The 21056-nt window shown below is 63.1% G+C and carries 19 protein-coding genes; 2 read left to right on the forward strand and 17 right to left on the reverse strand.

Features of this window, described 5'->3' with window-relative positions; translation table 11 throughout:
- Nucleotides 1-37: 37 nt before the first annotated feature.
- Nucleotides 38-1024 carry a glycosyltransferase family 4 protein gene (locus FQ746_RS08810; protein ID WP_144108553.1) on the reverse strand — a complete coding sequence of 329 codons (987 nt, stop codon included), beginning with the start codon at nucleotides 1022-1024 and terminating at the stop codon, nucleotides 38-40.
- Nucleotides 1025-1234: 210 nt separating this feature from the next.
- Here FQ746_RS08810 and FQ746_RS08815 point away from each other — a divergent pair, with 210 nt between their 5' ends.
- Nucleotides 1235-2347 carry a methyltransferase domain-containing protein gene (locus FQ746_RS08815; RefSeq protein ID WP_144108554.1) on the forward strand — a complete coding sequence of 371 codons (1113 nt, stop codon included), beginning with the start codon at nucleotides 1235-1237 and terminating at the stop codon, nucleotides 2345-2347.
- Nucleotides 2348-2463: 116 nt separating this feature from the next.
- On the forward strand, nucleotides 2464-4092 hold the full coding sequence (locus FQ746_RS08820) for a hypothetical protein (RefSeq protein ID WP_144108555.1): 1629 nt from the start codon (nucleotides 2464-2466) through the stop codon (nucleotides 4090-4092).
- A gap of 23 nt (nucleotides 4093-4115) precedes the next feature.
- Here FQ746_RS08820 and FQ746_RS08825 read toward each other — a convergent pair whose 3' ends face one another.
- The 16 genes from FQ746_RS08825 to rfbA all read right to left on the reverse strand — a co-directional run bounded on the left by FQ746_RS08825 (nucleotide 4116) and on the right by rfbA (nucleotide 21054).
- Nucleotides 4116-4538 (reverse strand): GtrA family protein, encoded by a 423-nt coding sequence (locus tag FQ746_RS08825; protein WP_144108556.1) that lies wholly within the window; start codon nucleotides 4536-4538, stop codon nucleotides 4116-4118.
- On the reverse strand, nucleotides 4535-5818 hold the full coding sequence (locus tag FQ746_RS08830) for an NAD(P)/FAD-dependent oxidoreductase (protein ID WP_144108557.1): 1284 nt from the start codon (nucleotides 5816-5818) through the stop codon (nucleotides 4535-4537). Before FQ746_RS08830 ends, FQ746_RS08825 begins: the two co-directional genes overlap by 4 nt.
- A gap of 13 nt (nucleotides 5819-5831) precedes the next feature.
- Entirely contained in the window at nucleotides 5832-6770 is a 939-nt protein-coding gene (locus tag FQ746_RS08835) for an NAD-dependent epimerase/dehydratase family protein (protein ID WP_144108558.1), read from the reverse strand.
- A gap of 44 nt (nucleotides 6771-6814) precedes the next feature.
- Nucleotides 6815-7555, reverse strand: a complete 741-nt coding sequence (locus tag FQ746_RS08840) for an SDR family oxidoreductase (protein WP_144108559.1) — start codon at nucleotides 7553-7555, stop codon at nucleotides 6815-6817.
- Nucleotides 7552-8871: an FAD-binding oxidoreductase gene (locus tag FQ746_RS08845; protein WP_144108560.1), complete on the reverse strand. Its 1320-nt coding sequence runs from the start codon at nucleotides 8869-8871 to the stop codon at nucleotides 7552-7554. The genes FQ746_RS08840 and FQ746_RS08845 overlap by 4 nt, the downstream gene beginning before the upstream one ends.
- A complete protein-coding gene (locus tag FQ746_RS08850; RefSeq protein ID WP_144108561.1) occupies nucleotides 8868-10292 on the reverse strand; it encodes a UbiA family prenyltransferase in 1425 nt (474 codons plus the stop codon). Before FQ746_RS08850 ends, FQ746_RS08845 begins: the two co-directional genes overlap by 4 nt.
- A gap of 4 nt (nucleotides 10293-10296) precedes the next feature.
- Nucleotides 10297-11436: a glycosyltransferase gene (locus FQ746_RS08855; RefSeq protein WP_144108562.1), complete on the reverse strand. Its 1140-nt coding sequence runs from the start codon at nucleotides 11434-11436 to the stop codon at nucleotides 10297-10299.
- Nucleotides 11433-12698, reverse strand: coding sequence for a glycosyltransferase (locus FQ746_RS08860; protein WP_144108563.1), 1266 nt, complete (start codon nucleotides 12696-12698; stop codon nucleotides 11433-11435). The genes FQ746_RS08855 and FQ746_RS08860 overlap by 4 nt, the downstream gene beginning before the upstream one ends.
- The gene (gene wecB / locus FQ746_RS08865) at nucleotides 12691-13812 is read right to left on the reverse strand and encodes a non-hydrolyzing UDP-N-acetylglucosamine 2-epimerase (RefSeq protein ID WP_144108564.1); all 1122 of its coding nucleotides are present in this window, start codon (nucleotides 13810-13812) and stop codon (nucleotides 12691-12693) included. Before wecB ends, FQ746_RS08860 begins: the two co-directional genes overlap by 8 nt.
- On the reverse strand, nucleotides 13809-15392 hold the full coding sequence (locus FQ746_RS08870; RefSeq protein ID WP_144108565.1) for a polysaccharide deacetylase: 1584 nt from the start codon (nucleotides 15390-15392) through the stop codon (nucleotides 13809-13811). The genes wecB and FQ746_RS08870 overlap by 4 nt, the downstream gene beginning before the upstream one ends.
- Nucleotides 15389-16771 (reverse strand): phenylacetate--CoA ligase family protein, encoded by a 1383-nt coding sequence (locus FQ746_RS08875; RefSeq protein WP_144108566.1) that lies wholly within the window; start codon nucleotides 16769-16771, stop codon nucleotides 15389-15391. Before FQ746_RS08875 ends, FQ746_RS08870 begins: the two co-directional genes overlap by 4 nt.
- Nucleotides 16772-16959: 188 nt before the next feature.
- Nucleotides 16960-17736 carry an ABC transporter ATP-binding protein gene (locus FQ746_RS08880; protein ID WP_144108567.1) on the reverse strand — a complete coding sequence of 259 codons (777 nt, stop codon included), beginning with the start codon at nucleotides 17734-17736 and terminating at the stop codon, nucleotides 16960-16962.
- Nucleotides 17737-17740: 4 nt separating this feature from the next.
- On the reverse strand, nucleotides 17741-18559 hold the full coding sequence (locus FQ746_RS08885) for an ABC transporter permease (RefSeq protein ID WP_144108568.1): 819 nt from the start codon (nucleotides 18557-18559) through the stop codon (nucleotides 17741-17743).
- A gap of 126 nt (nucleotides 18560-18685) precedes the next feature.
- Nucleotides 18686-19612 (reverse strand): dTDP-4-dehydrorhamnose reductase, encoded by a 927-nt coding sequence (rfbD, locus tag FQ746_RS08890; protein ID WP_144108569.1) that lies wholly within the window; start codon nucleotides 19610-19612, stop codon nucleotides 18686-18688.
- Nucleotides 19613-19624: 12 nt separating this feature from the next.
- The gene (gene rfbC, locus FQ746_RS08895) at nucleotides 19625-20176 is read right to left on the reverse strand and encodes a dTDP-4-dehydrorhamnose 3,5-epimerase (protein ID WP_144108570.1); all 552 of its coding nucleotides are present in this window, start codon (nucleotides 20174-20176) and stop codon (nucleotides 19625-19627) included.
- Nucleotides 20161-21054 carry a glucose-1-phosphate thymidylyltransferase RfbA gene (gene rfbA / locus FQ746_RS08900; protein ID WP_144108571.1) on the reverse strand — a complete coding sequence of 298 codons (894 nt, stop codon included), beginning with the start codon at nucleotides 21052-21054 and terminating at the stop codon, nucleotides 20161-20163. Before rfbA ends, rfbC begins: the two co-directional genes overlap by 16 nt.
- Nucleotides 21055-21056: the final 2 nt, after the last annotated feature.

Genomic DNA, 21056 nt, shown 5'->3' on the forward strand with positions numbered 1-21056 from the left:
GGAGCGCCGCTGGACCACTAACAGGCGGGGAATTTTTTTAATGTGTGAGTCCGGCATCGATCAGGTGTCTGTTCAGTTCAGTGGCTACCGTGCTCGACGAGTGCCGTGCATAGACGCGCTCGTAATTGCGTGCGATCTTTTCCTCCCTGTCCGTATCGGTCAGTGCGGCCTTGATGGCAGGGGCGATATCCGCCGCATTCGGGGAAGCGGTGTACCAGACGTTGTCGCCGAAGTGCTCGCGCTGCCATTGCCCGTCGGCCATCACGAGCGGCTTTTTCATGAACGCGCCTTCCAGGCACGAGCGGCCGGGCGGATCGAAACTCGGTTCGGCCACTATCCGCGCGTTGGCCAGCGCGGAGCGCAACAGTGCGCTGCACGGCTGGATGAACGGCAAAAAATGAATGCCGGGATGCGCTTCGCGCGTGCATTGCCGGTAGTACTCCTCGTCCCTGAAACCGCCCGCCATCAGACCGTTCATCTCCAGACGGTTGAGCGCGCGGATGAGTTCGAGCTGGTTCTTCACCGGTTCGATCAGGCCCAGACACAGCACGTAGTCGGACACGTCGCACACCGTGGGCAGTAAGTCTTTATCGGCGGGCGCGAGGAACCGGTCGGAAATGCCGGAACCGATCACGACACATTTGCGCGGATCGGCCGTGATGTAGCGGTTGAAGTGCTCGAGTTCGGTGACCGACTTGAACAGCAGCCGCTCGGCATGCGCCGCGATGGCCTCGATACGACGGATTTCGGCGTCGTCGGGCGGGCTCAGGAACCAGACGTTCGGCCAGAGAAAAAGCTTCTTGCCGTGATGGACGATGGCGCGAATGATCGCCTCGCCGTCCGCATGCACGGAGAAATGCATGACGGCGTCGTAGAAACGTACCGGCCGGCTGCGGATACCGTAGATGTCGGCCTGAATGCCTGCATCGTTGAGAAGCTCGGCAACCTGTACGAGCTCCGACTCGCCGCCGCCGCTCGTGAGGAACGCGGTACTGTGCGTGGTGAGGAGAATCTTGAAATGCATGAATGCGGGCTCCGTCCCGGCCAATCCATTAGTCGGCGAGGCCCCGATTTTACGCCAAAATCCAGCGCGACCGGCCGCCAGGACAAGCCCTGAAGCGGTTAGCTAAGGGCGTTTTGAGCTTCGATCGCCTATATTGTGTAAGCAGTCGTAAAGGTAGCCGCAGCAACGCACAAAACCATAAATGCATGCCATCTAATACGAGGAAGCAACATGGTCAGAGACGACGATCCAATCACCATCACTCAGGTTCGCGACGCGCGGCGCCAGCGTCTCTTGCGCGGACTGGACATTCCCCACAGCGTCGGCGTGGAAATCGGCCCGCTTTGCTGGCCGCTCGTACGGCGCAGCGACGGCGGCGAAATCATTTACGTCGACCATACCGACACACCCAGTCTGCGGCAGAAATACCGCGACGATCTGCATCTCGATGTGAACGAGATCGTCGACGTCGATGCGGTCTGGGGTCTCAATACCCTGCATGAGGCCATTCGTGGCCGCTATGTCGACTACGTCGTCGCGTCTCACGTCGTCGAGCACGTGCCGGATCTCGTCACGTGGTTGAAAGAACTGGCCGCCGTGCTCAAACCGACCGGCGAAGTTCGACTCGCGGTGCCCGACAGACGCTTCACGTTCGACTATTTCCGGCGCGAAAGCCGGCTTCCCGAAGTACTGGCGAGCTATATTGCTCACGCCCGCATACCGCAGCCTTATTCGTTGCTCGATCATTGCCTCGCCGCCGCGGACGTTTCGACCGCCGACGCGTGGCGCGGCCCGATTGCCGCCGATTCGGTGAAGCGGCATCACACCTGGCAGGGTGCGCTGCATCTCGCCCGCGACGCATTCGAAAACGGTACCTATCACGACGTGCACTGCTGGGTCTTCACCCCGCGTTCGTTTGCGCGACTGATTGCCGAGCTTTGCAAAATGGAGTTACTCGATTTCGCCTGCGAAGACTTTTCGGACACGCTTCGCAACGAAATTGAATTCTCGGTGGTGTTGAGGCGTTCGCGCGATCGTCGATACATTGCCGAAAGCTGGCAACGCATGGAGCGCGAGGCCCGCGAAGACACACGGGAGATTCCGTTCCGGCGCGTACATCGCCGGCTCGAAGAGCTGCGTCTCGCGCAACCCTGCGACGCCGTTGCGCGCCGGGTCTGCGGGCAACGCAGCGAACTGGACTCCGACGTGGCGGCCGCGCTGCCGCCGGGCTTCGATCCGGCAGCTTATCTCGCCGCGAATCCCGATGTGGCGCAGGCTCACGCGGATCCCCAGACTCATTTCAAGCACTTCGGGTGGCGCGAAGGGCGCGCAGTGCGGCCGTAATCCCGGCGCAACCACTCCAGACTCCGGCCGAGGCTTCCGGCGACCTGCGCCTTGCACTGGACGCACCCGCGTCAATTTGCTAAGGTCGCGCAACATTTTTAGGCACGGAGTCTGGATTGCAACGCATCTATTCCCTCTGGAGTGCGCTACTCGGGATCGTTATCGTCGCGACTTCCATTTATGGCGGATTCCATTATTTTTCACCGATCCCCTACTGGGATCAGTGGAATGGTTATATCGGCTTCTACCACGCTATTGTCGACGGGGATTACAAGTTTTTCTGGTCGCAGCATATGGACCACCGCATCGTTTTTCCGCGTGTTCTGTTTTTTCTGGATATCTGGGCGTTCGGCGGCTGGAACATATTCAATATCGTCTCGATCTACTTCATGCTCGCGTGTATCGGCGCGACGGTCTGGATCGTCTACAGAAACGGGCCGGCACAACGTTATTCGCCATTCCTGATCGTCGGCCTGATTGGCTCCTTCCTTTTTTCGTGGATCCAGAACGAGAACCTGAAATGGGGATTTCAGACGCAGTTCGTCGCCGTCTACCTGTTCGCCGTTCTCGCCTTCGCCTTTTACTCGAAACCCACCGGCAGCATGAGTCGTGTCGCGTTGGGTGTGTTGTTTTGCACCATGGCAGAACTGAGCATGGGTAACGGCATCGCGACGTATTACGCAATGGCCATGCAAGGCGTGTTGCTGCGCCGCTCGTGGCGCGAGGTTCTGACGGTCGTCGTGGCCGGCGTGATCGCCAACGCCGTTTACCTGTATCACTTCGTCAAACCGGTCATGTCGTTCGACCCCGCGGTGAATCTGGTGCCTCTCGAACGGTTGAGATTTTTTCTGATCTTTATCGGCAATCCGCTTTTCTTCATCAACAACAGTCTGGCGCTCGCTGGCGCAGGCGGCCTTCTGGTATTCGCCTTTGCTGCATGGGCCACGATCTCCCTGTACTTCAAAAAGCAATTCACGCCGTACCGCGCTTTCCTGCTGGTGGGATATGCATTCATCGTCGCATCGGCGATCGGCGCGACGCAGGGGCGCTGGATGCTCGGCCTCTATGCGGCCGTATCCAGCCGCTACACATTCCCAGTATTGCTGGGCTTCCTGCTGATGTCATTGTTGGCCATCGATCTGGCGAAGACCAAACGTGCCCACGTGCTCGTGATACTGGTGCCGCTAGTCCTGCTGAGTTTCCTCGTAAAATTCCAGAGAAACGTGAACGGTGACACCGAGGTTCTGTTTCAGTGGAAGCTGGCGGTACTGGCGCAGAAGATCGGCCTCGATCGTCCCAAGCTGGACAACCTGATTTTTCCGCCGGATGTGCATTATGTGTACGAACGCGAGGCGAAATTCGCCGCCGAAAATCAGATTGGACCGTATTCGCGCGGCTGGCTGCACGATGCCGGACTTGTCAGGTTCGACAAGGATTTTGTCGACGCCACGCGCTGCGCGGGCTTCCTCGAATCCACCCATACGGACGACACGGGTATCGTGGCCTCCGGCTGGGTGGTTCCGCATATCACGACCGACAGATCGCTACTGGTCGTGATGGTCAACGGCGACGGCCAGACAGTGGGCTACGGCGTTTCGGGCCGAAGCCGTCCCGACGTCGAAGGATTCATCAAAGGCGCACCCAAAGGCGCAGGCTGGAGTGGATTTGCCAAGGCGGGAGAAAAAAACCTCAGTGCCTATGCGTTGATCGGCGACCGGTTCTGCCCGCTGGAGACCGCTAAATAACCCGTTGAAGCAGCCCGCACCCGCTACTTGAAAGTCAGCTTCTTATGACCGACGTAGCTGGTAAAAACCGGCACCACCACGCCCACGAAGTGCGCGATCTCTTTCGGATGCCACGTCACGTGGAGCCAGGGCAGCACGTAATACGCGAGCAGTACGCTCACCGCCCACGTCTGCAGCACGGCCACCACGTTCACGAGAATGAAGAACAGCCCCGATTGCCACGTCGGCCGCACGCTGTCCGTGAAGACGAACAGCTTCGTCAGCACGAACGCCGTGATCATGCCGACGATATAGGCCACGACGATCGCAGCGGAAAACGGCATCCAGTGATTGAATACGATCCGGCTGCCGAAGTTCACCGCGGCGGCCACGCCGCCCGCCAGCAGGAACTTGAGAAACTGCGGCGAGGCCAGCTTCCGCTTGACCTCGATCAGGCCGTCCGTCATACCATTTTCGCCATCGTCCGGGCGAGGCCGATACTCTCGGAAATGCCGCGGTCTTCCGGGTAGTAATAAGACGTGTCGGCCACCAGCAACCCCTTCACGGGCAACTGGATGGGCGGCAGACGGTCGAGGAATCCCGGCTCGCAAATCGGCTGCGCATAGCGGTAACGGCTCGCGCGCACGTCGATGAAATCCTGCTCGGTCAACGCGGGATTGATCCGCATCAGATAGCGCTTCACCTTGTCGATGAACACGCTGTCGGCCTCCTGATACTTGGGATGTTCGCCCGGCACGTAGAACGGCACGTAAATAATGTGCTCGTCCAGCGGACGCAGATTCGTATACTCCACGATGCCCGGAATATCCATGTCGGGATCGTTCACGTTCAGCCAGAAATTCTGCGTCACCGCTTTCTTCAACTTGGCGATCACGCACACCACCGCGACGTTCTTCACGCTCTCGAACGCGCTCAGCACATCGGCCGGCAGATCGGGCATCACGCGCGGGACATAAGGCAATGGAATCGTGCTGATAACCTTGTCGAACGGCAGAAACTCGCCGTCCACCTGCACACCCTGCACCGCGCCGTTTTCGATCACCACTTTCTGCGCGGGCGAACGCAGGCGGAACTCACCGCCATTCGCTTCGATGTAACGGCGCATGCCTTCGAGCAGCGTGTCCGAGCCGCCTTCGAGGTAACCCAGCTTCTCGTGAAACAGGTTGTAGCGCGAGCGGCCGATGCGGCGAATGCGACTCCAGATCCACGCGGCGGACAGGTTGTACGCATGGTCGTAGAACTTGTAGTCGAACAGCTTGCGCCACAGCACTTCCCACGCTTCCTCGCCGATCCAGCGGCGAATCCAGCCGGTTGCCTCGACATGGTCCAGCGGATGCCAGTCGTTACGCTTCGTGCACAGAAACGCGTGCAGGCCATAGCGGAATTTTGCCGTCAGGCTCAAGCCCTTGAACTTGAGCAACGCGACCGGATTGCCCCAGGCCTGCACCTTGCCCTGGTAGTAATAACCCATCTTGGTCTCGACCCACTTCATCTTGTCTTCGAGACCCAGCTCGCGCAGCACGTCGAAAAACGCGTGATCGGAAATCGCGTGGAAATGGTAGTAGCGCTCGATCGACTGGCCGCCGAAATCGAAGCAGGCCGCCATGCCGCCGACGCGGTCGTCGGCCTCGAAAATGACCGGCTTGCGGCCGTCCTTGACGAGTTGATATGCGACACCGAGTCCCATCGGACCCGCACCCAGCACCGCAATTTTGTCCTGACTCATGCTCACCGTCCGTTCAGAATTCGAGCGCGATCTGGCTGTACACCGGATCGTTGAAGGTTTCGTCGATAGCATCCGCGAACGAGGTCGCCTTGATGCCAAAAATGCCTTCCCAGTCGATCACTTCGAACTCGTCGCCCGCAGTCAGCGCCTTCAGTTGCGAAGCGGTAAACGGCGGGTTCTTGTCGAACAGCCCCCAGACCTTGAGCAGCACGTAGAAGAGGCCATAGGGAATGCGCACGATCGCGCAGCGTGCTTTCGTCGCGCGCTTAATCTGGCGAATGATGTCGATGTAATCCACCTGCTCGAGGCCGGTGATATTGAACGACTTGCCGCTGATCCGCGACTCGATGCAACTGATGATGACGTTGCAGAAGTCGCCGGCATACAGCGGTTGACGCATATACCGGCCGCTGCCCGGAATCGGAAACACCGGCACGCGCTGCATGAATCGCGACAGCCAGCCCAGATGCTTGCGGTCGAACCAGCCGAACATCAGCGTCGGCCGCAGCACCACGCATTCGATGCCCGACGCGAGCACGATCGCTTCCTGCTGCTTCTTGGTTTCCGTATAGAAGTCTTCAGCCACCGAATTCACCACCGACGAGCTGATGTGAACCGTATAAGGCACCTTGTAGCGCTTGATCGCGTCGAGCGCCAACTCGGTCGACGTGATGTTGTTGCGAATGAACGGCTCGAGATTCGGGTCGCCGATCTGCGCCTGCAGCATCACCACGACTTCCGCACCGTCGAAATAGCGGGTCCACTCGCCGGGTTCGGCCATATCGGCGTACTCGATCGTCAGCTCGGGATGCACGCGGCGCAATACGTCGAGATTGGCGCGGTGTTTGTCGAGCACGACGAGGTTCGTATAGCCGCGCTGCTTGAGTCGCGCGACGAGGTTCTGGCCAACCAGACCGGCGCCGCCGGGGAGAATGATGCGGGTAGTGTTCATTGTTCTGGAAAGAATGCGGATTGTCTAAAGGCCGGCACGGGGGCTCAAAGCGAAGCGCGCTTGAACAGGAAACGCGGCACCGAGCGAATGATCAGCATGATGCCCGACCAGAACCACGGCGTATAAATCGAGTCTTTCTTTCGCTCCACCGCCCGCACGATGTCGTTCGCGACGCGCTCGGGCGTGGCCACCAGCGGACCCGGCAACGGCATGCCGGCTGTCATCGGCGTATCGACGAAACCCGGCTTGATGGTCAACACATGCACGCCCGACTTGAAGAGGCGCGCACGCAACCCTTCGCAGAACGTGGTCACCGCCGCTTTCGCGGTGCCGTACACGTAATTCGACGGCCGTCCGCGATCGCCGGCCACCGACGAGATCACCGCAATCACGCCGGTCTTCGCGCTTTCCATCAGATTCGCGAGCGGCGTCAGCAGTGCGATCACCGACAGGCCATTGGTCGACAGTTCGCGCAGCGCCACCTTCACGTCCTGTTCGCACGCTTTCTGATCCGACAGGGTGCCGTGCGCGATCAGCGCGATATCCACGCCGCCGAGCGCGGCCACGCACGCGCTCAGCATCGGCTGGTGCGCGTCGAAGTCGTTCATGTCGAGCACGTGGCTGGTGGCACCTTTGGCGCCCCGCGCGACGAGGTCCGCCGCGACCTGCTCGAGGCGTTCCGCGTGCCGGCCGACGAGAAACAGCGTGGCGCCGTCCGCCGCCCAACGGCGTGCACAGGCAATCGCAATGGCGGAGGTCGCGCCGACTATCAGGACTTTTTTCATAGTTGTGTGGTTCGTTGCCAGAATCGGGACATCAGCGCGGGATCGCGCAATGCCTCCAGTTGCGGCCATGTTGGGTAGGCGAGCTGAAAATCCTGCGCGGACATATGAGCGTCTTTCGCCGGATAGATCCGTCCGCCGGCTTCCCGGACGATAACATCGAGCTGTTCGAACAGCCGGCGATTGCTGGCGTCGTGCTGCGGGAAATCGAGCGCGAGCGACGCGCCTTCCATCGGGAACGACAGGAGGCCCGGCGACACGGCCGCGCCGCAGCGTTTCAGCACAGCAAGAAAAGAGCCCGTGCCGCTCCTGCCGATTGCTTCGAGAATGGCCTGCATCGCATCGCGCGAGCGCGCTTGCGGCAGCACGCATTGGTACTGCTGGAAGCCGCGCTTGCCGTAGATGCGGTTCCATTCGAGCAGACTGTCGAGGGGATAGAAATAGCTGTCGTAATCGACATCGCTATGGACGGTTTTTTCCTGCTGGCGGTTGTAGTACAGCGTGTTGAACGCGCGCAGTGTCAGTGGATTGATCAGCGAGATGGGCGGCGTGATGGGGACGCTGCGCTTTTTCCTGACCGGCAGTTGCAGGCCGCCGCGGGTCGCGTGATCGCCCACCAGAAAAATGCCGCGCCCGAGCGCCGCGCCGCGGCTCAGGCAGTCGATCCACGCGACGCTGTATTCGTGACGGCTATCGAGCTCTTCCGACAGCGCGAAGAACTCATCGAGATTGCCGAAGCGGATGCTCGTCACCGAAATACGGCTCGAACGGATCGGCATGAGCTGGATTTCCACCCATGCAATCACGCCCGTCAGCCCCAGTCCGCCGATCGTGGCCGCGAAAAATTCAGCGTGCTCGTCGGGCGAGCATTCGAACGGCTCGCGCTCGGAGCGCAACAGCAGGAAGCGCCGTACATGGCGGCCGAACGTGCCGCGCACGTGGTGGTTCTTGCCGTGCACGTCGTTGGCCACCGCGCCGCCCAGCGTCGCGTATTTGGTGCCCGGCGTGACCGGCAACATCCAGCCGCGCGGCACGGCAATCTGCAGGATCTCGTCGAGCGTCGTGCCGGCCTCCGCGCGCAACACGCCAGTTTCCCAATCCACCGACATGAAGCGGTTCAGCGGGCGCGTTTGCACCACCTGTCCGGTGACGGCGAGACAACTGTCGCCATAGCTGCGACCGTTACCATAGGCGAGCGTCGTCCGGTTCGTATCGGCTACGTCGCGCCATACCGATTGCAGACTGTCGCGCCATTGCACCGGATGGCCCGTCTGCGGAAAGTCGGGGTAGCGTCCCCAGGATTTCAGGCCGCGACTCATATCGCCAGCCAGAACACCAGGCCCATCAACGCGACGACCAGCAGACTCGTGCGGTCTTTGGCCGCAAACACGACCGGGTCGTCGTGCATGAGTCCGCGATGCGTGATGAGCCACGTCCGGCTGATCCAGTAGAGCAGCAGCGGACAGGCAAGCCAGATCAACTGCGGATGGCTGTACAGATGCGTGGTCTTCGCGTCCTGGATGTAGAGCGCCAGCACCAGCACCGAGAGATAACCCGACGCCGCGCCCATCGACGAGATCATCGGCAAGTCGTCGGCTTCGTAACCGCGTCCGCGCGCTTTGGCCTTGCCGGCCGCACGCGTTGCGTGCAGTTCGGCATAGCGCTTGACGAGCGCAAGGCTCAGGAACAGGAACATCGAGAAGCCGAGCAGCCAGAACGTCAGCGTCATTCTGAACGCCGCCGTGCCCGCGATGATGCGCGCGGTGTAGAGCATCGCCAGCACCACCACGTCGAGAATCACCCGGCGTTTGAGCAGGAACGAATACGCCATGGTCAGCACGTAGTAGCCGGCGAGCACGGCGGCAAAGCGCCACGGCAGCCAGATCAGCGCCCCCGCGAATGCGCCGAGCGCGAAGACCGGAAACGCCACCACGCCCCAGACGATCGACAGCGCACCCGAGGCGAACGGGCGCCGCTTCTTGGTCGGATGATGCCGGTCGTCGTCGAGATCGAGCAGGTCGTTGAGCAGATAGACGCTCGACGCGCACAGTCCGAACAGCACGAAGGCCAGCAGGCCACGCAGATCGAGCGCGAACGACGACACCTGATGCGAAGCCAGAAGCGGAATGAAGATCAGCAGATTCTTCAGCCATTGATGCATGCGCAGCGCTTTGACCCATACCCGCAACGGGTTCTTGCGCGTGTGCAGCACGCTCTCGACATTGCCGAGACGTTGCGCACGGCGCTCCACGCCGGAAGACGGGTTCACCACGTAAGCGCGTTCCGCGGCCTGCCAGACCGCCACGTCGTCGTGCGAATTGCCCGCGTAATCGAAACCCTTGTTGCCGAACTCGCGCACCAGCGCATCGCGCTTGCGTTCCGACGACAGGTTCACTTTGCCGTCGGTCGCGAGCGTCCTGTCGAACAAACCGAGGTGATCCGAAATCGCGTTCGCGTAACGCGCGTCGCTGGCGGTGGCCAGCACGAGCGGACGACCGGCCGCGCGTTCGCGCTTGAGCCATTCGACCACGGTCGCGTCGTAGGGCAAGGTCGCCACGTCGACGTGCGTGGCCTCCGCCAGTTTGGCCTTCAAATGCGCTTTACCGCCCCGCGCAAGCCACAGTATCGGCCGGTAAAAGCGCAGCGGTTTCGCCTTCAGATAGGCGAAACCGGTTTCGATCAGCATGTCCGATCGTATCAACGTACCGTCCAGATCGACGGCCAGTGTCTTCCATTGCATCTCGCTAACCCTTCCCCTCGCGGCTTGGCGCCACTTCCTGGTACAGCGCACTATAAGCCCTGCCCAACGCGTCGCCGGAAAATAAACGCTCGTAGCGCGCGCGGGCCGCGCGGCCCATCGTGGCGGCCAGATCGACGTCGGCCAGCAGTGTGTTCATCGCCCGCGCCAGCTCTTGCGGCGCTTCGGGCGACACCACGAAACCCGTCACGCCGGCTTCGTTCACATACGACGTGCCGGAGCCGACTTCGCAACACACCATCGGCTTGCCGAACATCTCGGCTTCGACGAGCACCATGCCGAACGCCTCGGAGCGCAAATGCGACGGCAGCACCATCGCGCGACAGCCCTCGATCAGCGCGACTTTCTCGTCGTGCGAGACCTGGCCGGCGAACACGACGTTGTCGGCGCCCGACTCTTTGGCCTGCGCGGCGAGCCGTTCGCGCTCCGGGCCCGAACCCGCAATGACGATGCGGGCGTCGACGGCGCGCGCGGCCTCGACCAGCGTATGCAGTCCCTTGTAATAGCGCAGCACACCGAGCGCCAGGAAATACGGCTCGCCGTGCGCGAGTCCGAGGCGCTGCGCGATGTCCTGCGGTAGCCGCGGCGCGTCGCGGTAGTCGATGATGCCGAGTGGAATCGTCTTCAGCCGCGACTTCGACACGCTGGCGTTCAGCGCTTCGCTGGTATCCGCATAGGCGGGCGACGTGGCGACCACGGCGGACATGCTGCGCAGCGTGCGCCGCATCAACGGGCCATAGACCGCGCCCAATGCTTTCTGCCGCACGATATCGGAGTGATACGTCATCACCGTGGGTTTTTTCGTGCGGCCCAGCAGATGCAGCACATCGGCGAACGGCCACGGAAAGTGAAAGTGCACGACGTCGGCCCAATCGGCCAGCTCGCGATATTTCAGCAATGCGCCGGGGCCGCCGAGATCGCACGAGGCGGGCGCGGCCCACGACTTCTCGCGGACCACCGCGCCCTCGGGATAATCGAGCACGCCCGGCGTCGGCGTCGGCGAAAGCGTCAGGATCCGCGGCTCGACACCGCAGGCGCGCGTGGACAACGCGATCTGGCGAATCGCTTCCTGCAGGCCGCCCGGCGGATCGGGGAAGTACGTGCGATACACATGAACCACTCTCACGTGCGCACCTCCGCGTCGTCGCGCTGCGCGCCTGCACCACCGGCACCACCGGTCCGGCCGCTGGCGAAAGTGATCGCGAGCATCTTGTCCAGCCGCGCCTCCCAGGTGTTCTCTCCCACCGCCGCACGCGCCTCGCTGTCGCTCAGTTTGCCGCGCGCCAGTTGCTTCTCGATGGCCGCGACGAAGGCCGCAAAATCGCCGCCGACTTCGAGGCCCGCGCGCGGTTCTTTCGCGAAGTCGAGCGGCGTCGACACGACCGGCAAACCGGACGCGAGGTATTCGTAGAACTTCATTGGAAACATCGAACGCGTGTAATCGTTGAGCAGCGTGGGCAGCACGCCCACCCGCATGCCGCGCAAATATTGCGGCAGCGTTGGGTAACTCCGGTAACCGAGCCGATGCACGTTCGGCAACGCCGCCAGTTGCGCGAACAGTTCGCTGCGCTGCCCCTCGCGCTCCTCGCCGATAATCACCCACTGCCACTGCGGCCGCGCCCGTGCGGTCTGCAGCAGCAGCGGAAAGTCGACCTTGAAGTCCGACAGCACGCCGTGATACACGAGCCGCGGTTCGGGGATGGCGGCAAGTTCGGGCGGCAACGGTCCGACTGCGTCGCGTGCCTGGGCGAAGTGCCCGTCATCCACGACGTTGCCGAAAAAATGCGTGTTCGGATTGAACGCCACGCAGGTTTCCTGCAGCGAGCGCGCCGTCGTGAACACCGCCTCGCAGCGGCCTAGCAGCGCTTGCTGGGCGGCGCGAAAAGCGTTCACGTCGACGCCCGGAATCTCGGCGATATCGTCGACGCAGTGATACACGAGCGGCCCACGCGGCAGCGTGTCGATCGCATCGAGCATGTACGGGTGATACGTCCAGACCACCGGCGCCGCGAAGCGTCGCGACTTCGCGAAGCGGGTCACCGCAAAGCGCAGCAGCGCCTGATTCAGCGCGCGCACGAGCGGCAGATGATGCCCGGCGGGCACCAGCAGCGGCGACAGCACCCAGATGTTGTGCGCGCGCCGCGGCGGCCCGATTACGAGCGATTGCACACCGCGCCACAGACGCCGCCACAGGCGCGCCCAGTCGCGGCCGCTGCCGACTTTCGGCGAACGGAAACCGACGCTCTCCACGTACAGAACCCGCCAGCCGCGCGCCGCCAGAATGCTCGCGGTGTGTTGCTTGTTGGTCCAGTACGGCTCGTCCCAGTCGGCCGTCGAAAACAGGATGCAGTCGTGCGCGTGCGTTGCCGCGCCGTCGCGTTCAACCACCGAATACCTCGACCGCACGGCCTAGCAGACTGTCGAGAATGCGCTGCGACGCGAGCCCGTCACCGTACGGATTGGCGCGGTTACGGAGCGCCTCGCGACGCGCCGGCGCATCGAGCCACGCGGTGACCGCGCTTTCGATGTTCTGCGGCGACTGGCCGGCGAGCGTCGCGAAACCCGCGTCGACGCCTTCGCGCCGCTCCGTGTGGTTGCGCATCACGACGACCGGCACGCCGAACGTCGGCGCTTCTTCCTGAATGCCGCCCGAGTCGCTCACGACCACCGCGCTGCGGCTGATCAGATACAGGCTGGTCGGATAATCGACCGGCTCGATCAGCGCGAGATTGGGGATGCCGTCCAGTTCGCGCAGCACCGGGCCGCGCACGGCCGGGTTCAGGTGCACCGGGAACACCCAGCGGTACGCGCTATAGCGCTGGCAGAGATCGCGCAGCACGCGGCAGATGTCCTGCAACACGTCGCCGAAATTCTCGCGCCTGTGGCAGGTCACCAGAATATGCTGCTGCTCGGCGCCGTCCCATGCGGGCAGCGGGCTTTGCGGCGGCGTGTCCTGCCAGCTCGCGCGGACTTCGCCGATAGCGTCCACCACAGTGTTGCCGGTCACGACGATCTTCTCAGCGGCAATGCCTTCGTCCAGGAGATGCTGGCGCGCGAGACCGGTCGGCGCGAAATGCAGCGTCGCGATGCGGCTTAGCAGGCTGCGATTCGCCTCTTCGGGGAAAGGGCTGGCCAGGTCGCCGGTGCGCAATCCCGCTTCGACGTGTCCGACCCGAATGCCGCGATGAAACGCCGCGAGCCCCGCGCAAAACGCCGTGGTGGTATCGCCCTGCACGATCACCCAGTCGGGGCGCACCTGCTCGAACGCCTGATCGAGCGCGGCCAGCAGCTTCGCGGACAATGCGTTCAGCGATTGCCCGGGACTCATCGTGTCGAGCGTGATGTCCGGTTCGATGCCGAAGAACGCCAGCGCCTGCGCGGCCATGTCCTTGTGCTGGCCGCTCGCGCAGACGACGGTGTCGACTTCGCGACGCAACACCCGCACGAGCGGCGCGAGCTTGATGACTTCGGGCCGCGTGCCCATCACTACCATGACTTTCATTGCAATGGCTTCCCTGCTTCGACTTGGGTATGAGTGCCCCGGTACTCGACGCCGAGCCGCAACGGCGTGGCGCCGTCGGCATTCGGCGGCGTCTGGACGTGGAATGCGTCGCCGGCGTGAACCACCTGCGCAAGCGATCTGAACTGAAGGAAATCCAGCGCGGCGTCTTCGTGCAGGAAAAGCGGCTTGCTGGCCTTCGCGCGAATGTAGGCGACGAACTGCTCGTGCGCCGCGATCCGCGCGGCTTCGTCGGACCAGCCGTACGTATAGCGTTCGGAGAACGGGTGATCGAGATAGCCGAACAACGTGCGGGTGTCGAATGCCAGGTCGAAGGCCTGCTTGAAGACGGCGAGCGGATCGCCCTCCTTCAGCATGCTGGCGCCGTGCAGCATGCACTGCTGGCTATGCGCGACGAAGCCCGCCGGCAAGCCGGCCAACGCGCCGCCGCGCGCAGTCAGAAACTCCGGGTCGTTGCGGATCAGTCCGCCGACGCAGCCTTCGTAGCCGGCATCGGCGAGACCGCGCAAGCCCTCGGGCGGCGACTGATGAAACGGCGACACGGCATACCGCACCTTCACGCCGGTTACCGCTTCGAGCAGGTTCGCCGACTGCATGCCTTCGGCAACCGCGTTGTCGTACGTGCCACCCCAGTTCGGCGAATGCGTGGCCGAATGCGAGAGCACGGCGCCCTGCTCGCGGTCGGCCACCAGCTCGCGCAGAATCGGGTGCTGGTCCGGGCGGCTCAGGTTCTGCGTATTGACCGCCAGCGAGAACGGCACGCCCATGCGCTGGTAAGCCTGCCAAAGCGGGCGGGCCGATTCGATGTCTTCGTCGCAATCGAGCCGCGATGTGATGGCCGCATCGTAACCCCAGGGCAACTCGCTCAACACCGGCTGACACGGCAGCGTCTTTGCGCGATAACCCGACAGGAATTGCTCGACGAGGCGCCATTCGAACGAATCGCAAGGGCCGACCGGGCGGTTGAACCACAACACGCTCGACGCGCCGGCATCCCACAACGCCGCGTAGGAGAACTGGCGCTCGCCGTCGACATACACCGCGGCAAGTTCCGCTTCGGCCGGCGCCTGACCCGCCTGCCTGACGGCCCAGATCGACCCGTCGCCGCGAATCGCACCGTAGCCGAGGTTGTTCCACTCATCGGCGAAATCGTAGCGTTCGAACGGGCGCAACCAGGACTGGCCGCCGAGCGTTTGCGTGCGCGCGCCATAGCGCACCACCGCCGCGCTTTGCGCCGACGCACCCACCGGCGCCGCGGCGCTACGGCTCGCTGCTTCGAGGCCGGGCGGCAGTTCGGTCGAGTGATACCCGAGATAGCCGGCCAGCGCGAGCGGCAGGTTGCCGAACACCACCAGCTTGCGCGGCCGCGCCTGCAACCAGGCGATCAGGTCGGCGCTCCAGCCGTCCGGCGCGTCGACCGCGACGATGGTGTCGGGCGCCATGCCGCGCAGCAGACTGCGCGACACCGCCTGTGCCTGACCCGCGCTGACCGAGCGGCGCACGGCGGCCAGCACGTGGTGGCCGGCCTGTACCGCGGCATCCGCGAACAGCACGCCGATCATGCGGTCACCACGTGACGGAATTTTGCGCGGCTGCCGACGCGCACGAAATCGTCGTGGCCGACGTACGCGATCGTGAACGCGTCCTGCCAGAAGTGGCGGATCTTCTGAGTCGTGTCATCGGGATTCGCGGACGGTTCGAGCACGATCCGTAACGTGGGCGGCTCGGTGCGCAGATCGATCTGGAATTCCTGAATGCCGCCGACGCGGTGATCCAGCATGTCCTGGATATGGTGCGTCGGATGCGCGACGCCGTTGATCGGCACGACGTCGTGAATCCGGCCCACCACGTCGGTCAGGAAGAAACCCTTCGGTGTTTCCTGCACGCGCGCGAGGTCGCCGGTCGCATAGCGGATCAGCGGCATCAACCTGTTGCGAAAGCCCGTAAAGACGAGTTCGTGCGCGCCGTCCGGATTGCCCGGCGCCACCCGGCTTTCCGGCCAGCCTTCGGATTCGAGAATCTGAAAACCGCCTTCGTGCCCGTCGAGTTCATAGGCCATCACGCCCAGTTCGGCCAGACCGTAGCGGTCGATCACGCGGCAACGCAATGCCTTCGCGATGGTTTCACGCGCGTGCGGTTCGAGCAGTTCGCCGCTCGACTCGAACACGTTGAACGCCTTGCCGCCGCCATATTTGCGCTGCACGTAGCACGCGAGCGCGTACATGGTGGACGGATGCGAATGCGCCAGATACGGCTTGCGGCGCCTGAGTGTCTGCCACATTTCCTCGAGCCCCTGATCGTCGATCCGGTCGAAGAAAATGTTGCTGCGATTCATCGCGAAGCATTTGAAGTCTTCGCGCGACGGCCATTCCGGAATCACCTGATCCGGGAAACGGCACGCGAAGTGCAATTCCGAACGATGCCGCAGCTTGCCGATCCGCTCGCGCGCATACGTGGTCACGGCCGACGAATAATCGGCGCCCACCTGATCGTAGTAGATGGTCGTAGACAAGCCCGTCGAGCCGCCGGTCTTGCACGCATGATGCCGGCCCGCCTCGAGTGGTCCCGACAGCAGGCGCGGCCCCTGCTCACGGATGATGTCCTTGGTCAGATAAGGCAACGCTTCCAGATAGCGCGGGTCGTCCTTGACTTTGGCCGGATCGAATTGCGTGGCCTGGAACAGATCGCGGTAGTACGGCACCTTCGCACCGGCGAATTCGAGCATGCCGGCGAGCCGCTCAAGCGCGATGCGGCGGCGGTGCGGCATGGGCAGCGTGTAGTGCTCGCGCAGCTCTTCGATCTTCGGGCGGACCTTGCGCTTTTCGCGGCTCTCGGCGATCGGATAGGCAAGGTAGCCGCCGGCAAATCCCTTCAGTGTGCGAAACGGCTGACGCACCAGCAGGGACTCGGAGTAACGCAGAAACGGATGATTAGCTCGCATGGGATTCGAACCTTGTTGCGCCTTGGGGGGCGACCGCCGATCGCGCCGGGAGCGGGTCGCGGGCCTGTTGCAAGCGGCCTCCCGAGGCGGCTCTCGAGGTGGCTCTCGATAGGCCTCCCGAGGGGGCGCTCAAGCGGAGTCGCGAGCGGGTCACGAACTGCTGCTGCGGCACGATCGGTGCGGCGCGTTCAGTGCGGCAGTTGCGCCGCGTGGCTGACGAGCGGCGCCGCGCTTTTTTCCGGCGGCAGCACGATTTCGTCGGCGATCATCTTGCCGTGTTCCATCGAAATCTTGCGGTTGCACACGCGTGCGACCAGCGACGGATCGTGCGACGCCACGACGAGAACGGACGCCTTGCCGACCAGGCTCTCGAGCCGCTCGGCCGCCTTGATGCTGAACTCGGCGTCGCCCACGCTCAGCCATTCGTCCATGATCAGGATGTCGGCTTCGACGCTGGTCGAAATCGCGAACGCGAGGCGCAGCATCATGCCGCTCGAGTAGGTGCGCACCGGCAGGTTCAGGTAATCGCCCAGTTCGCTGAAATCGGCGATCTCGTCGATCTTGCTGCGAATGCGCGCCGGCTTCAAGCCATCGAGAATGCCGCGCAGATAGATGTTTTCGAAGCCGGTCGCATCCGGGTCCAGCCCCATCGACACGTCGAGCAGCGACGCAATCTTGCCCTGCACCTTGAGCTCGCCGCGCACCGGCGCGTAGACGCCCGACAGCGTGCGCAGCAGCGTGGTTTTGCCGGACCCGTTGTGGCCGACGAGGCCGACGCGGTCGCCTTCGGTGAAGCTGAAGCTGAGGTCGTCGATCGCCTTGACGATCGCGTGACGCCCAGCGTCCTGACCGATCCGGCCGCCCGTCGTGAGATTGAGCACCGCCTTTTTCAGCGAGCGATGCGAGTTCTCGTAAATCGGGAATTCGACGGAGATGTGATGAGCAACAATCGAGGAAGAACTCACGATATCAAAGCCAGTAAGGAACGCGATTACGGAAACGCTTCATCAGCAACTGCGCGAACGCGAAGCCGACGATCAGCAAGCCGATCGACCAGGCCCACGACTGCCAGTGCGTCGGGCGGCCGGTGAGCGGCGCGCGCACCGTTTCGATCAGGTGATACAGCGGGTTGTATTCGGCGACCCAGGCGCGGTCCTTGAGAATTTCCGGCGACCACATGACCGGCGTGAAAAAGAACACGACCTGAATCAGGTTGGTGACGATCGGCGGAATATCGCGAAAGCGCGCGCACAGCACGCCGAGCGTGACGCCGAGCCACACGCCGTGCAGCAGCAGCACGAACAGCGCGAACGGCACCAGCGCAAACTCCCAGCCCGGCCAATGGCCGAAGATGAGCAACAGCACCACGACCACCGGCAGGCTGTGCAGCAGAATCACGAAATTGCGCCACGCAATGCGGCACACGTGGACGGTGAGCGGCAGCCGGATCTGTTTGATGAGATACGCGGAGCCGATGAACGCGAGACAGCCTTCGTTGGCCACCGACGCCAGATACGCCCACACCACCAGACCTACCGCGAGATACGGCAGATACGCGGAGATTTCCTGATGCAGCAACGTCGAATACAGCGCGCCCAGCACCACCACCATGATGATCGTGCTCAGCGTGAACCAGAACGGTCCGAGCACCGAGCGCCGGTAGCGCTGCCGGATGTCGTGCCAGCCGAGCGTGCCCCAGACGCGCACCGCCTTCATGCCGACCAGCAGGTCGTCGTTCTCGGTGTGACGCGTGAGGTCTTCCGTGTCGTTGCTAAAACTGATATCCATTTCAAGTACGTCCGTAAATGTCGTCGAAGCGGACGATGTCGTGTTCGCCGGGAGAGTCGCAGCGAAACCAGATTTGCCGCGCACGCGGCGCTACGTCCCCGTGCCAAGTCCCCGTGTCACCCGTGCTCAGGAACGCCCGGCAGGCGACTTCGGAAAACCGTCCGTCAGGCACAACTGCAACGCGTCGCGCCAATGCGGCGCGGCCAGTCCGAATACACGCGCCAGCTTGTCGTTGGACATCCGCGAATTGGCGGGCCGGCTAGCCGGCGTCGGATAGTCGGCGGCGGGAATCGGCAACGCGTTCGGGCGGTTCGGCAGATCCGCGAGTTCGAAAATGGCGGACGCGAAACCGTGCCACGACGTCGAGTCCCCGGCACACAGGTGATAGATGCCGGAACGCTCGTTCCACCACGCCGCGCCGTCCTGCGCCGCAAACGCTTGCGCGGCCAGGTGAGCGGTGAGCGTCGCGATGGTGTTGCACCACGTGGGCGCGCCGAACTGGTCGGCCACCACCTTCAACTCGGGCCGATCGGCGCCGAGCCGCAGCATCGTCAGCAGAAAATTCTTGCCGCGCGTGCCGTACACCCAGCTCGTACGCAGAATCAGATGATTCACGCCAGTCGCGGCAATCGCCTGCTCGCCGGCCAGCTTGCTGCGGCCGTAGGCGTTCTGCGGCGCGGTGGGATCGTCTTCGACATAGGCGCTGTCTTTGCTGCCGTCGAACACGTAGTCGGTCGAATAGTGGATCAGCGCTGCGCCGAGTTTCTTCGCTTCTTCGGCGAGCACGCCGGGTGCCTCGCCGTTGATACGTGTGGCGAGCGCTTCTTCCTGCTCGGCCTTGTCGACCGCCGTGTAGGCGGCCGGGTTGACGATCAGCGCGGGCTGCACGTCGCGCACCACCGCGCGGATCTGCGCCGGATTCGACAGGTCGAGCGTCGAGCGGTCGACCGCGACTACCCGGCCAAGACCCTGCAACGTCCGCGCGAGCTCGTAGCCCACCTGACCATTCACACCGGTGACGAGAATCGTCCGCCTGGCATCGTGTGCGCTCATGCGGCCATTTCCTTATGCATACGTTTCGGCGTCGGCCAGGCGCTTGCCGGCCGCGTCTTTCGCGGCGAGCAGCGGCTCGAAGTCGATAGGCCACTCGATGCCGACCGCCGGATCGTTCCAGACGATGCTGCGTTCGTGCTCGGGAAACCAGTAGTCGGTCGTCTTGTACAGAAACTGCGCGGACTCGGACAGCACCACGAAGCCATGCGCAAAACCGGGCGGCACCCACAGTTGCCGATGGTTTTCCACCGACAGCGTGACGCCCACCCACTTGCCGAAATTCGGCGAGCTGCGGCGAATGTCCACGGCGACGTCGAACACCTCGCCTTCGACCACGCGCACCAGCTTGCCCTGCGCATGCTCGATCTGATAGTGAAGACCGCGCAGCACGCCACGCGCCGAACGCGAATGGTTGTCCTGCACGAACTCCACGCCGGGCGCGACCTTCTCGGCGAACTCCAGCGCGTTGAAGCTTTCGAAGAAGAAGCCCCGCGTGTCGCCGAACACCTTCGGCTCGATGATCCTGACTTCAGGCAGCGCGGTGGCGGTTACTTGGATGGCCATGCAACTTGGTCCGTAAGAATGTTTTGCAGGTACTGCCCGTAAGCGTTCTTGGCAAGCGGTTTGGCGAGCGCCAGCAACTGCTCGCCGTCGATCCAGCTCTGCCGGTAGGCGATTTCTTCAGGACACGCCACCACCAGACCCTGCCGCTTCTGCAATGTGGCGATGAAGGTGGCCGCTTCGATCAGCGAATCGTGCGTGCCCGTGTCGAGCCACGCGTAGCCGCGTCCCATGATCTCGACGTTGAGCGCCGCGTTGGCCAGATAGCGCGAATTGACGTCGGTGATTTCGAGCTCGCCGCGCGGCGACGGCTTGATGTCGGCCGCGATGTCGCACACCTGGTTGTCGTAGAAGTAGAGGCCCGTGACCGCGTAGTTCGAACGCGGCTTGAGCGGCTTTTCTTCGATGGACAACGCGCGGAACTGCTTGTCGAACTCGACCACGCCGTAGCGTTCCGGGTCGTGCACGTGATAGGCGAACACGGTGGCGCCTTCGTCTTTCAGATGCGCGTGCTCGAGCTGCTTCGCGAGATCGTGACCGTAGAAGATGTTGTCGCCGAGAATCAGCGCCGACGGGTCGTGGCCGACGAAGTCGCGGCCGATGATGAATGCCTGCGCAAGACCGTCCGGCGAAGGCTGGACCGCGTACTGGATATTCATGCCCCACTGGCTGCCGTCGCCGAGCATGGCTTCGAAGCGCGGCGTGTCCTGCGGTGTGGAGATGATCAATACGTCGCGTATGCCCGCCACCATCAGCGTGGACAGCGGGTAGTAGATCATCGGCTTGTCGTACACCGGCAGCAACTGCTTGGAAACCACATGCGTGATCGGATACAGGCGGGTGCCCGATCCGCCCGCGAGAATAATGCCTTTGCGCGCCATTG

The organism is Paraburkholderia sp. BCC1886, assembly GCF_900996245.1.
GTDB lineage: Bacteria > Pseudomonadota > Gammaproteobacteria > Burkholderiales > Burkholderiaceae > Paraburkholderia.